10 protein-coding genes and 1 tRNA gene are annotated in these 11823 nt (G+C 70.7%); 3 read left to right on the top strand and 8 right to left on the bottom strand.

The window, feature by feature from the left end; translation table 11 throughout:
- Window positions 1-83: 83 nt before the first annotated feature.
- The 4 genes from ACZ5L9_RS09810 to rsmI form a co-directional block, all read right to left on the bottom strand.
- Window positions 84-1214, bottom strand: coding sequence for a ubiquitin-like domain-containing protein (locus ACZ5L9_RS09810; RefSeq protein ID WP_464536633.1), 1131 nt, complete (start codon window positions 1212-1214; stop codon window positions 84-86).
- Between the two features lie 466 nt (window positions 1215-1680).
- Window positions 1681-2502 carry a TatD family hydrolase gene (locus ACZ5L9_RS09805; protein WP_464536631.1) on the bottom strand — a complete coding sequence of 274 codons (822 nt, stop codon included), beginning with the start codon at window positions 2500-2502 and terminating at the stop codon, window positions 1681-1683.
- Window positions 2499-3350 carry an alpha/beta fold hydrolase gene (locus tag ACZ5L9_RS09800; RefSeq protein WP_464536629.1) on the bottom strand — a complete coding sequence of 284 codons (852 nt, stop codon included), beginning with the start codon at window positions 3348-3350 and terminating at the stop codon, window positions 2499-2501. Before ACZ5L9_RS09800 ends, ACZ5L9_RS09805 begins: the two co-directional genes overlap by 4 nt.
- A gap of 13 nt (window positions 3351-3363) precedes the next feature.
- On the bottom strand, window positions 3364-4230 hold the full coding sequence (gene rsmI, locus ACZ5L9_RS09795; protein ID WP_464536627.1) for a 16S rRNA (cytidine(1402)-2'-O)-methyltransferase: 867 nt from the start codon (window positions 4228-4230) through the stop codon (window positions 3364-3366).
- A 24-nt stretch (window positions 4231-4254) separates the two neighbouring features.
- Here rsmI and ACZ5L9_RS09790 point away from each other — a divergent pair, with 24 nt between their 5' ends.
- Together ACZ5L9_RS09790 and ACZ5L9_RS09785 are read left to right on the top strand one after the other, a co-directional pair.
- Window positions 4255-6063, top strand: a complete 1809-nt coding sequence (locus ACZ5L9_RS09790) for a dolichyl-phosphate-mannose--protein mannosyltransferase (protein WP_464536625.1) — start codon at window positions 4255-4257, stop codon at window positions 6061-6063.
- Entirely contained in the window at window positions 6063-6461 is a 399-nt protein-coding gene (locus ACZ5L9_RS09785) for a DUF3054 domain-containing protein (protein ID WP_464536623.1), read from the top strand. Before ACZ5L9_RS09790 ends, ACZ5L9_RS09785 begins: the two co-directional genes overlap by 1 nt.
- Window positions 6462-6477: 16 nt before the next feature.
- On the opposite strand, the gene nicT is transcribed toward ACZ5L9_RS09785, so the two are convergent.
- On the bottom strand, window positions 6478-7605 hold the full coding sequence (nicT, locus tag ACZ5L9_RS09780; protein WP_464536622.1) for a Nickel transporter NicT: 1128 nt from the start codon (window positions 7603-7605) through the stop codon (window positions 6478-6480).
- Window positions 7606-7690: 85 nt separating this feature from the next.
- Between nicT and ACZ5L9_RS09775 the strand changes: the two genes are divergently transcribed.
- Entirely contained in the window at window positions 7691-8896 is a 1206-nt protein-coding gene (locus ACZ5L9_RS09775) for an acyl-CoA dehydrogenase family protein (RefSeq protein ID WP_464536620.1), read from the top strand.
- 106 nt (window positions 8897-9002) lie between these two features.
- Here the strand turns inward: ACZ5L9_RS09775 and ACZ5L9_RS09770 are convergent, their stop codons facing one another.
- From ACZ5L9_RS09770 to ACZ5L9_RS09760, 3 genes are all read right to left on the bottom strand, one after another.
- Window positions 9003-10442, bottom strand: coding sequence for a protein kinase family protein (locus ACZ5L9_RS09770; protein WP_464536618.1), 1440 nt, complete (start codon window positions 10440-10442; stop codon window positions 9003-9005).
- A gap of 6 nt (window positions 10443-10448) precedes the next feature.
- Entirely contained in the window at window positions 10449-11588 is a 1140-nt protein-coding gene (locus ACZ5L9_RS09765) for a hypothetical protein (protein WP_464536616.1), read from the bottom strand.
- 128 nt (window positions 11589-11716) lie between these two features.
- A tRNA-Ala gene (locus ACZ5L9_RS09760) sits at window positions 11717-11789 on the bottom strand.
- Window positions 11790-11823: the final 34 nt, after the last annotated feature.

Genomic DNA, 11823 nt, shown 5'->3' with positions numbered 1-11823 from the left:
CGTCGAGCCTGTCGAGACGTCATGCCCGCACGTCGAGCCTGTCGAGACGTCTCGACAGCCTCGACGTCCGGGTGCCGCTGCGATCAGGCGAGGCGGCCGCAGACCGGCCAGGCGCCGTACCCGCCGGAGGCGTCGCGGACCTTGGTCGCGATCGCGATCTGCTGCTCCCGGGAGGCGTTGGACGGCAGGCCGCTGCCGCCGTTGGCCTGCCAGGTGCCGAGGCTGAACTGCAGGCCGCCGTAGTAGCCGTTGCCGGTGTTGGCAGCCCAGTTGCCGCCGGATTCGCACTGCGCGATCCGGTCCCACGCGCTGTCGCCGCTGGCGTAGTTCGGGGCTGCGACCTTCGTGCCGACGGTGACGTGCTCGGCCTTCGGCGCGACCACGACGTTCTGGCTGACGACGCTCTTCTTGATCAGGTCGCCGTTCTTGTACGTCAGCTGGTAGGTGACGTTGCGCTTGCCGTCCCTGCCCGTGCTGGTGACCTTGCGGACGCCCTCGTCGAGCGAGGAGTCGTCGTGCTCGACGACCGGCGCGTCGATGGTCTCGCCGGTGACCGACTGGGTCTTGGTGGAGTAGTCGGTGAAGACGATCTTGTCGCCGTCGTGCAGCGGCTGGTCCACGCCCGGCTTGACCTCGTCCTGGCCCTTGGGCGTCACGCCGAGGGCGTCGAGCGCCTCCCCGACGGTGCCCGCGGTGACCGTACGGGCGACGGGCTTGGCGCCGCCCAGGACGGCGGTGATGGTCTTGGGGGTGGTGATCTCGAGGGCGAGGCCGTCGCGACCGATGGTCGCGCTGCGGCTGGTCGAGAGGTCGGCGGCGCGGTAGCTGCGACCGATCTCGCTCAGCGCCTCGTTCACGGTGCTGGAGGTGACCCAGTAGGTCTGCTCCTTGCCGTCGACGTCGAGCGACAGCGGCTTGCTGTAGCGCACGTTGATGGCGGTGCCGTCATCGACCTTCTCGTCGAGACCGGGAGCGACGACGTCGTTGGGGCCGACGGCGATGTGCTGGTCCTTGAGGACATCAGCGACCGTCGAAGCACGGGTGTCGACCTGCTGGGTGTGGCCGTCGACGGTGAGGGTGACGTCGTGACCCAGGGAGGCGTAGCCGGCCGTAGTGCCGACGACCGAGACGGCGCCGACGACAGCGAGGATCACAAGGCTCTTGCGGGTGTTCAGGCGGGCCCACAGACGAGGGGCGAGCGTGCGAGGCTGCACGATTCTCCGATGTTCGAGCTGCCCGGGCCTCGGATGCCAGCGCCCGGTCCTCGATGCTTCTCAAGGACAAGGCCCCGGGTCGCGGGGCCTTGGCGATGGCGGCGAAATCCTCTTCCGATCCCGGCCGACAGTCACCCAGGGCACCCCAGAACGAGCCGAAACTCAACTTACCCACGGGCATTTCGAGTTAAATCGTGACGAGTGTCTCTGAAATCCGCCTCATGAGTCACACCTGCCCCAGTGCTGATCGCGGACGCGGCTCGGGCCATCTGCTGCTCCACGGCCGCCGAGGGCATGGACTTCACGCTGCTGCGCGAGGACGAGGGCGAGGACGCTCGGTGTTCGGGGGCACCAGTGCCTGGCCGAGCATCCGATCCCCGGCGGACGAGTGGGGCCCGGAGCGTGCGCGGCTACGACTCGTGTACGACGCTCGTTCGCTCCGACCTCGCCGTCGTAGTCGTAGCCGCTACCAGGTGCCGTAGGCCCGATCGGTGTTCTCGTTGACCTGCAGGCAGAGCGCCTCGAGGTCCTCGCCGAGCACGTCGGCCATCACCCGCATCGTGGTCGGCACCATGTACGCGGCATTCGTCGCGCCGCGGTGCGGATGCGGCGTGAGGAACGGCGCGTCGGTCTCCACCAGGATCCGGTCGCGTGGGGTGATCGCCAGGGCGTCGCGCAGGTACGCGGCGTTCTTGAAGGTCACGGTGCCGGAGAAGGAGAGGTACGCCCCGCGGTCGAGGCACTGGCGGGCGAAGTCGGCATCGCCCGAGAAGCAGTGCATCACCCAGCGCTCAGGGGCCGCGCCCTCGCCGTCGAGCACCTCGAGGATGGCGTCGTGCGCGTCGCGGTCGTGGATCTGCAGCGTCTTGTCGTGGCGCTTGGCCAGGTCGATGTGGCGGCGGAACGACTCGGCCTGCACGGCCCGGCCCTCCTCGCCCGTACGGAAGAAGTCCAGCCCGGTCTCCCCCACCACGCGCATCTTCGGATGCGCGGTGACGAGCCGCTCGATCTCGGCCAGCGCGGCTTCCAGGTCGGGCTGGAGCGGCGCATCGTTCGGGTGCAGCGCCGCGCCGCCGATCACGTTGGCCCACTCACGGGAGGCCTGCTCGGCGAAGCGGGCCCCGGGTAGGTCGCAGCCGATCTGCACGATCCGGGTGACGCCGACCGAGTCCGCCTTGGCCAGGCCGTCGGCGACGGCCAGCTCGTCGTCGCCGCGGACGATGTCGAAGTGGCAGTGGTTGTCGACGACCGGTGCCGGCAACGGCTCCGGCAGCGGCGGCAGGCTCATCCGTCCACCCGCGAGAGGATCGCGTCCGCCGCCGCCTGCGGGGCCTGGGTCGGGATCCAGTGCGTGACACCGGCCAGCTCGACGTACTCGTACGGACCGGCGCAGTACTTCCCGGTCTGCTCCGGTCCGGACCGGTCGATGGCCGTGTCGCCGTCGCTCCACACCATCGTGGTCGGCACGTGCACGGTGAGGTCGTCACGCAGACCGGACAGCGAGAGCGGCAGTGCGCGGTAGTAGCCGAGGGCACCCGGCAGGGCGCCGTACTCGACGATCTCGGTCTGGAAGCGGGCGACGTCGGCCCGCGTCATGCCGGTGCTGCGCAGCACCTTCGCCAGCACGCCGGCCTCGGCGAGCCGCTCGGGCAGGAACGGGAGGTTGAACATCGCCATGTACCAGGACTTGAGCACCTGGGGGCCGCGTAGCGCGCGCAGGTAGGCGCCCATGTGCGGCACCGAGAACGCGGTGTAGCTGGCGAGCAGGTCACGGTGCCTGATCGCGACCTGCCAGCCGACCACCGCGCCCCAGTCGTGCCCGACCAGGTGGACGGGCACGCCGTCGGTCTGCTGCTGGACGGCCTCGATCAGGGCGACGACGTCGCCAGCGAGCTCGGGAAGGACGTAGTCGCGGCGGCGCGGGGGACGCGCCCGCCGGGAGTAGCCGCGCTGGTCGGGCGCCATCGTGCGCAGCCCGGCCGCATTGAGCAGCGGGGTGACGTCGCGCCAGCAGGTGTTGCGCTCCGGGAAGCCGTGCAGCAGCACCACGACCGGCCCGTCGAGCGGACCGGCGTCGGCGACGTCGAAGATCAGCCCGTCGCGCTCGAACTCGGTGAGCCGGCTCTTCTCGCCCATCATCCCCGTCCTCTCACTGTTGCTTGTGCACGGCGTCGTAGACCTCGCGCTTGGGCAGCCCGGCCCGCTTGGCCACCTCGACGATCGCATCCTTGCGGGTGACCCCCTCGGTCTCCAGGTCGGCGACCGCGGCACGCAGGCTGTCGGGATCCGCTGCCACGCTAGCGGCGCCGACGTCGGCCCCCTGGACCACGATGGTGATCTCGCCGCGGATCCCCTCGCCCGCCCAGTCGACGAGCGCGCCGAGCCCGCCGCGGCGCACCTCCTCGTGGGTCTTGGTCAGCTCGCGACAGACCGCGGCCGGCCGCTCCGGACCGAACGCGTCGCGCATCGCCTCCAGGGCCGCCAGCGTCCGGTGTGGCGCCTCGAAGAAGACCATCGTGCGCTCCTCGGCGGCGAGCGAGACGAGCCGGCGCGACCGCTCCCCCGCCTTGCGCGGCAGGAACCCCTCGAAGCAGAACCGGTCGACCGGCAGGCCGCTGACGGCCAGCGCGGTGAGCACGGCCGAGGGCCCCGGTACGGCGGTGACGTGCACGTCGGCCTCGACGCAGGCCGCGACCAGGCGGTAGCCGGGGTCGGAGACCGACGGCATCCCGGCGTCGGTCACCAGCAGGACCCGCTCGCCGCCGAGCAGGGCCTCGAGAAGCTGGGGCGTACGGCCGGACTCGTTCCCCTCGAAGTACGAGACGACCCGCCCGGTGATCGTGACGCCCAGGTCGGTGGTGAGCCGCTTGAGCCGGCGGGTGTCCTCCGCGGCGATCACATCGGCGGTCGCGAGCTCCTCCGCGAGCCGGGGTGGCGCGTCGCCGACCCGGCCGATCGGTGTCGCCGCGAGGACGAGAACACCGGACGAGTCACCAGCATCAGCACGAGAGGACACGGCCCCATCGTAGAGTTCAGCACCGTGACCACCGCGCCCCCCAGCACGACGGCCTCCGGCTCTGCCCCCGAGAACGGGACAGCGAAGCCGACGAGGCTCATCACGCTCTCGCGCACGGCGCTGGGTCATCACGTCCCGTCGGCGTGGAAGCGGGCGTCGGCGCGAGTCACCGACGAGGACCCGGTGGTCAGCTGGGTGATCTCGATCGCGATCACCGTGATGGCGTTCCTGATGCGGATCTGGCATCTCGGCACCCCACGCCTGTTCGCGTTCGACGAGACCTACTACGCCAAGGACGCCTGGTCGCTGCTGCACTACGGCTACGCGCGCAACGCCGTCACCGACGCGGACAAGCTGATCCTGGCCGGGACGACCGACCCGTCCAAGGTCTTCAGCCCCGACGGCGCCGAGATGATCGTCCATCCCGAGGTCGGCAAGTGGCTGATCGCACTGGGCGAGAAGGCGTTCGGAATGGACCCGTTCGGCTGGCGGATCTCGGCGGCCGTCGTCGGCTCCCTGATGATCCTGGTGCTGATCCGGCTGACCCGCCGCCTGACCGGCTCGACCATGCTCGGCGCGGTCGCCGGCCTCCTGCTCGCCTTCGACGGGCTCGAGTTCGTCCTGTCCCGGCTGGCGCTGCTCGACATCTTCGGCGCCTTCTTCATCCTGCTCGCGGTCCACTTCATGGTGATGGACCGCGACTGGTACCGCGCCAAGATCGCGCGGCTGACGCCGACGCAGGTCCCGTACGAGGGCGCGGGCGCCTGGGGGCCCGTTCGCAAGCTGCTGTTCCGCCCGTGGCTGCTGGCCTCCGGCATCACCTGGGGCCTGGCGATCGGCACGAAGTGGGACGCCGCCTACCCGCTGGCCGCCTTCGGCCTGCTGTACGTCGGTTGGTGCGCCGGCGGGCGGCGGATGTTCGGCGTGCGCTGGTCGCTGCCGAAGGCGATGCTCGCCGACGGCCTGACCGCGTTCGTCCACCTGGTCGTGGTCGCCGCGATCGTCTACACGGCCAGCTGGACCGGCTGGCTGATCAACCACCGCGTCTACGAGGAGTCGCTCTCCTCCACGCAGTACACCCAGTTCACCGGCACGGGCCACTGCGACCCGAAGAACAAGACCACCTTCGTCGCGGACAATCCGGACCCGGACGCGAAGTGGCCGACAGCTGCCACCAAGAAGACCCCGATGCCGACCGGTCTCGACCGGATCACCGTCCCGCTGCGCTCGCTGTGGTACTACCACCAGGACGTCTTCACGTTCCACACCCACTTCCTCAACTGCGCCACCCACACCTACGCCTCGCAGCCGGCCGCCTGGCCGCTGCTGAACCGGCCCGTCGGCGTGGCCGCCGACACCGGCATCAAGCCGGGCGCGGTCAGCGACGGCGAGAGCTGCAAGGCCGCAGCGAGCGACACCTGCCTGCGCCAGGTGCTGCTGCTGGGCACGCCGGTGCTGTGGTGGGGCGGCGCGCTCGCGCTGATCGCCGGCCTGTTCCTGTGGATCGGGGCGCGGGACTGGCGCTTCGGCCTGGCGATCGTCGGCGCGCTGTCGACGTGGCTGCCGTGGCTGCAGTACGCCGATCGCCCGATCTTCAGCTACTACGCCATCTCGATGATCCCGTTCACCGTGATCGCGATCGTGCTCTGCATGGGCCGGATGATGGGCACCGCGCGGGTCTCGAGCCCGCAACGGACCGTCGGCGTGATCGTCTCCGGCGCGTTCTTCCTGCTGGTGCTGGCGAACTTCGCCTGGTTCTGGCCGATCTACACCAACGAGCTGCTGACCCACAGCCAGTGGCTCTCCCGCATCTGGTTCTCGAGGTGGATCTGATGACGACGCCCCTGATGGCGGCGCGGACGCGCTCGGTGCTCTCCTGGGCGCTGCTGGCCGACCTGGTCTGCGTGCTCGCCTTCGCGGCCGGCGGCAAGTCGGCCCACGACGAGGGCTCGACGTGGTGGGTGATCGTCCGGATCGTGTGGCCCTTCGCGCTAGCCTGCCTGGTCGGTCACTTCGCCGGATGGCGGAAGGGCTGGGAGCCGCGGCAATGGCGCCCGGCGGGCTTCGTCATCCTGGCGACGACGTACGTCCTGGGCATGGTGCTGCGCCTGATCAGCGGTCGCGGGATCGCGATCGGCTTCCTCGTCGTGGCCGCGATCTTCCTGAGCCTGACGATGCTCGGCTGGCGACTCGGCTACGCCCTGTGGGCGACCCGGACGAGGCGGGCCTGACCGGCCGCGAGCCCGGTCAGGAGGCGGAGGACTCGGGGAGGCTCCAGCGCTCCTCGATCCGGCCGATCCGCCACACCGCGTAGGCGAGCGCCCAGGCGAGGATGAAGAGGCCGACGATCACGTAGCCGGCGTAGTCGAGCGGGATCGACGCGACGGCGGCGAGCGGACCGCTGGTGATGTCGGCGCGATCGGCGATGACGCCGGCCAGCTCGATGGTGCCGATCACGAGCGCCACCGCGACCGAGATCGACGTGATGGTGAGGTTGTAGAAGACCTTCCGTACGGGCTGGGCGTTGGCCCATCCGTAGGCGAAGTTCATGAAGACGCCGTCGATGGTGTCCGCCAGGCACATCGCCGCGGCGAAGAGGATCGGCAGCACCAGGATCGCGTAGAACGGCAGCGCGAAGGCGGCCGCTCCCCCGGCCAGGACCAGCAGCCCGACCTCGGTGGCGGTGTCGAAGCCGAGACCGAAGAGCACCCCGATCGGGTAGATGTGCCACGGCTTGCGGACGGCCTTGGTGAGACCGCCGAGGAAGCGGTTCATGAAGCCGCGTTCGTCGAGGCGGCGCTCCAGCTCGGCCTCGTCGAAGCTGCCGCGGCGCAGGTCGCGGAAGACCCGCAGGATGCCGAGCAGGGTGATCAGATTGAGGATGCCGAGGATCCAGAGGAAGACCCCGGAGACGCTCGGGCCGATCAGTCCGGTGATGGTGTGCAGCCGAGAGTTGTCGTCCTCGACCGGCCCGACCAGCGCCTTCACGCCGATCGAGAGCAGGAAGGAGAGGACGAAGACGATCGTCGAGTGGCCCAGCGAGAACCAGAAGCCGACGCTCAGCGGCTTGCGGTCGCTGCCCTCGCGCTGGGCATCGGCGAGCAGCTTGCGGGTGGTGTTGTCGACCGCCGCGATGTGGTCGGCGTCGAACGCGTGCCGCAGGCCGAACGTGTAGGCCAGGATGCCGACCCCGACGGTGAAGACCGGGTGGTCGCCGCCGAGCGAGTAGTGCTGCGGGATGACCAGGCCGAAGAGGATGCCGAAGCCGACGACGTGCAGCGCGACCACGAAGGATCCCATCGCCCACAGCGAGCGCTTGTCCGCGGCGCTCAGGCTCCGACGGAACCTGGCGAAGGACGAGACCGAGCTGCTCATGCCAGCGATCTTATTGCAAGTCGATCGCAACAACACGGCAGGGGCATTAAGGACGAGTGCAAGACTGGCCGCACTGCCTCGCAGCATGATCCTCCCCACCCGCCTCTACGCACTGCACAAGGAGCCCCGCACCATGCGCCGAACCGTCTTCAACGAGGACCACGAGTCGTTCCGCAAGACCCTGCGCGCCTTCATCGAGGCCGAGGTCGTGCCGCACTACCAGGAGTGGTTCGACGACGGCCTGGTCCCGCGCGACTTCTACTACCAGCTGGCCGAGCTGGGCCTCTTCGGCATCGAGGTGCCGGAGGAGTACGGCGGTGCCGGCATCGAGTCGTTCAAGTACGCCGCGATCCAGTCCGAGGAGTGCGCCCGCGCCGGTGTGAACTTCGGCGGCTCCAGCGTGCACGTGGCGCTCTGTCTTCCCTACCTCCTCAAGCTCGGCACCCCCGAGCAGCTGCAGCGCTGGCTGCCGGGCTTCGTCGACGGTTCGATGATGTTCGCGATCGCGATGACCGAGCCGGGCACCGGCTCCGACCTGGCCGGCATGCGCACCTCGGCGCGGCTCTCCGACGACGGCACCCACTACATCCTCAACGGCGCCAAGACGTTCATCACCGGCGGCTACCACGCGGACCGGGTCATCGTCTGCGCCCGGACCGCGCCGGCACTCGAGACCGATCGCCGGTACGGCATCTCGCTGCTGGTCGTCGACACGAAGTCGGAGGGCTACACGGTCGGCCGCAAGCTCGACAAGATCGGGCTGCGGACCTCCGACACCGCCGAGCTGGCGTTCAACGACGTCGTCGTCCCCGTCGAGGACCTCCTCGGCGAGGAGAACCGCGGCTTCAGCTACCTCGGCCAGAACCTCCCCCAGGAGCGGCTCGGCATCGCCGTCGGCGCGTACGCCCAGGCCCAGGCCGCGGTCTGGTTCGCCCAGAAGTACACCCAGGAGCGTCAGGTCTTCGGCCAGTCGGTCGCGTCCTTCCAGAACACGAAGTTCGAGCTGGCCGCCTGCCAGACCAAGGTCGACGCGATGCAGGCCGTCTCCGACCGTGCACTCGAGGCGCTCGACGCCGGCGAGCTGACCGCCCCCGAGGCCGCCTCGGCCAAGCTCTTCTGCACCGAGGCCGCCGCCGACGTCATCGACCGCTGCCTGCAGCTCCACGGCGGCTACGGCTACATGAACGAATACCCGATCGCCCGCCTCTACGCCGACAGCCGGGTCAACCGGATCTACGGCGGCACGTCCGAGGTGATGAAGATGATCATCGCCAAGCAGATGGGGCTCTGAGGCGCGCGTGCTGGTTCATCGAGGTATGCAGACGAACCGCCACTTCCCACGGTGAGTTCCGCACGGGAAGCGCGGGTTCGGCTGCATACCTCGACCGACCGACCGCTCAGCCGATCGGGCGCCGGGCCGACGTGTCGGCGACGGTGATGGTGACAGTGCCGTGTGTGCCGGCAGGGACGCAGAAGTCGCCGGTGGCCGTGCCGTGCGGGCCGATGGTGATCGGCTTGCCGGTGGCCTCGCCGTCGCCGTGATCGGAGCGGATGGCCAGGTGCGGTCTCAGCGTGCGCCCGTGCCTGAAGCCGGTCAGCGCGTACTGCCACTTCTGGTAGTCGCCGCTGGTGCCCTGGCAGGCGGCGCTCGAGCGGGTGAGCCGGCCGATCGCGGGCTCCGGGCGCGGCGGCGCGGACGAGACCACCACAGCCGGTGACGAGGACGGCGTCGTTGGCGGCGTCGGGGTCGCGGACGGCGACGGACTGGTGGAGGCCGAGGTGATGGTGGCATCGGGAGACTGCGTGGCCGCCTGCGGCTCGGCGTCGTCTCCTCCGCGGGCGAGCGCGACGGCCACGCCGCCGACGAGGAGGACGACCGCGGCGATGGCGGCCAGCCACCACCGCCGACGCCGTGCCGGCGTGCTCGGGAGCTCGGCGGCGGGAGCCGGCGGGAGCGGCGCCGCCACGGCAGGCACCGGAGGCTGCTCGGATGGCGCGGCGGCCGCGGAGAGATCCTGCGAGCGGAAGAGCATCGGCTCGCCCCGCACCGGCTCGACGGACACCGGCTCCACGAACACCGGTGCGGGTGGCGCGACGGGCCGCGCCGGACCGGCCGCACCGCGCGACCGGACCCGGTCGAGCGCGGCCAGGAGCTCGCCCGTGCTCGCATAGCGATCGTCCGGATCGGGTGACAGCGTCCGCTGGAGCACCAGGTTGAGCGCAGCGGTCCCCGGGGAGCTCCCCCCGATCTGCGGCACGACGCCTGCGACCGGGGCGGCGCCGGTCAGACAGGTCCACAGCAGCACGCCGACGGCGTACTGGTCGTCGGTCGCAGGTTCCGGTCCGTCCGGGACCCGGACCAGGCCGGCGACGTACGGCACCAGGCCCTCGGGACCGCTCCGGACGAGCACGCCGCCCGCCGTCGGCCCCGTGTGGGGCACCCCGGCCGCCCGCGCCTCGGCGAGTGCGCCGCAGACCTGGGAGGCGAGCGCCAGGGCGTCCGGGCTCGCGAGCGGCCCGTGTGCCTGGAGCCAGGATGCGAGATCACCGTCGGGGAAGAGCTCGGTGGCACGGTAGACGGTGCCGTCGATGGCGCCGTGGTCGAGGGTCGTGACGACGTTGCGCGACCGGATCCGGGCGAGCTCGCTCGCCTCGCGGGCGATCCGCATCTCGAGGCCCCGTTCGCCGTCGAGGCCGGGGAGGAATACGGTCAGCGCCACCGGGCGCCGCAGCATCGTGTCCGTCGCCTCGTACACGACACCGGCGCCGTCCTGCGCGATCAGCCGGTTGAGCTGGTAGCGCCCGTAGCGGGCGCCCACCTCGGGGAGTCCGGTCATCGCGCGCTACCCGCTGCAGATGACCGCACTGCAGCCGCCCGGCTGGGTGGAGGTCGACCCGCCGGAGACGGTGCCGCCGGAGACGGTGCCGCCAGGGGCGGTGCCACCCGAGGACGGGTGACCGACTGCGGTCGGGTGGTGGGCCGCCTCGTGCTTCGGCTTGGGCTTCGGCCGGGGAGCCCGCACCACGGTGAGCCTGCGCGTGCCGGAGGCACCCGTCACCCAGTGCTGCTTCGGCAGCACGGTCGCGGACCACAGCACCTTCCCGGCCCGCTTGAAGGAGGTCCGGAGCTTGAACCGGCCGGCGCCGTCGGTCCGCACCGCGCGGATCAGGTGTCGCTTGCCGTGCTTCACCCGGTAGACGCCGATCGGGATGCCCGCCGCGGCGGGGGCGAGTGCGCCGCGCAGGGTGACCCTCCTCGTGGCGTGCGTCTTGCGCGGCGACACAAGCGAGATGTGAGCCGCGACGACAGCCGTCTCGAAGTCATACGCCCGAGCGCTCGCCGTTGTGCCGACGACGAGGTCGTCGACCTCGAAGTCGTGATCGCCGTTGTCACACCCGAAGACGACGCCCGCCGTGGCGACCCCGGTGGCGGGGTACCTCGCCGCGATCGCTGCGACCGTCGCCGGCCCCTGGGCGGTGGCCACGCCGTTGGCGTACCGCACCCAGTTCAGGGGCTGCCCGAGCCCCTTGAAGGTGGCCCACCCGATGCCGCTGTTGAAGGTCGAGAGACCGCCGACCATGACCGCCCCTCCACTCGTCGGGTACTGCACCACCGGGAGCGACGGCCCGTGTCGGCCGTCGGCCATGACGCTGAGCGTCGTGAGCCCGGACAACGGGGTGTTCACCGCGACGCCGTACGCGTTCAGCGCATCCATCGCCGGCACGATGTGCGCCACCGTCCCGCCCCGACCGGGATTGGCGCTGGGACCGTAGGAAAGCCGGGCGCTCGAAGCCACCAGCGGATGGTCGAGGGCGCAGGAGAGCTTCACGAAGCGCGGGCTGGCGCCGACGAGCGCGTGCCCGGAGACCACCATCACCGGTTGGGGCGCCACGGGCTGGGCCGTCGCCGCCCCGGCGCCTTGCGGCGCCAGCATCGCGAGCGGCACCGCGAGGCTCAGCATCCGACGTGACCAGCTGCTCATCGTGCCCCCAGAGGATCGCGGCTCTCGCCTCAGCGACCGTCATCGTGCCCACTCGGGGCATCCCCCAAACGGGGGAGGAACGAGGAAATGAAGAAGGGCCGCCCTGTCGGGCGGCCCTTCACTCTCGGTGGAGGTAAGGGGATTCGAACCCCTGGCCTTCTCATTGCGAACGAGACGCGCTACCAGCTGCGCCATACCCCCGCGAGTGCGTGATGAACGTTAGCACTGGAGTGCT

The sequence above is a fragment of the Nocardioides sp. JCM 18998 genome, from assembly GCF_055391535.1.
The sequence above is the reverse complement of the archived record's forward strand: the minus strand, read 5'-3'. Positions and strand labels throughout refer to the sequence as shown.

Bases quoted from the DNA above. Each gene is read 5' to 3' on its own strand.
- ACZ5L9_RS09805 (WP_464536631.1), bottom strand. From the start codon at position 2,502: ATGAGCCTGCCGCCGCTGCCGGAGCCGTTGCCGGCACCGGTCGTCGAC.
- ACZ5L9_RS09800 (WP_464536629.1), bottom strand. From the start codon at position 3,350: ATGGGCGAGAAGAGCCGGCTCACCGAGTTCGAGCGCGACGGGCTGATC.
- ACZ5L9_RS09785 (WP_464536623.1), top strand. From the start codon at position 6,063: ATGACGACGCCCCTGATGGCGGCGCGGACGCGCTCGGTGCTCTCCTGG.
- nicT (WP_464536622.1), bottom strand. From the start codon at position 7,605: ATGAGCAGCTCGGTCTCGTCCTTCGCCAGGTTCCGTCGGAGCCTGAGC.
- ACZ5L9_RS09775 (WP_464536620.1), top strand. From the start codon at position 7,691: ATGATCCTCCCCACCCGCCTCTACGCACTGCACAAGGAGCCCCGCACC.
- ACZ5L9_RS09770 (WP_464536618.1), bottom strand. From the start codon at position 10,442: ATGACCGGACTCCCCGAGGTGGGCGCCCGCTACGGGCGCTACCAGCTC.
- ACZ5L9_RS09765 (WP_464536616.1), bottom strand. From the start codon at position 11,588: ATGAGCAGCTGGTCACGTCGGATGCTGAGCCTCGCGGTGCCGCTCGCG.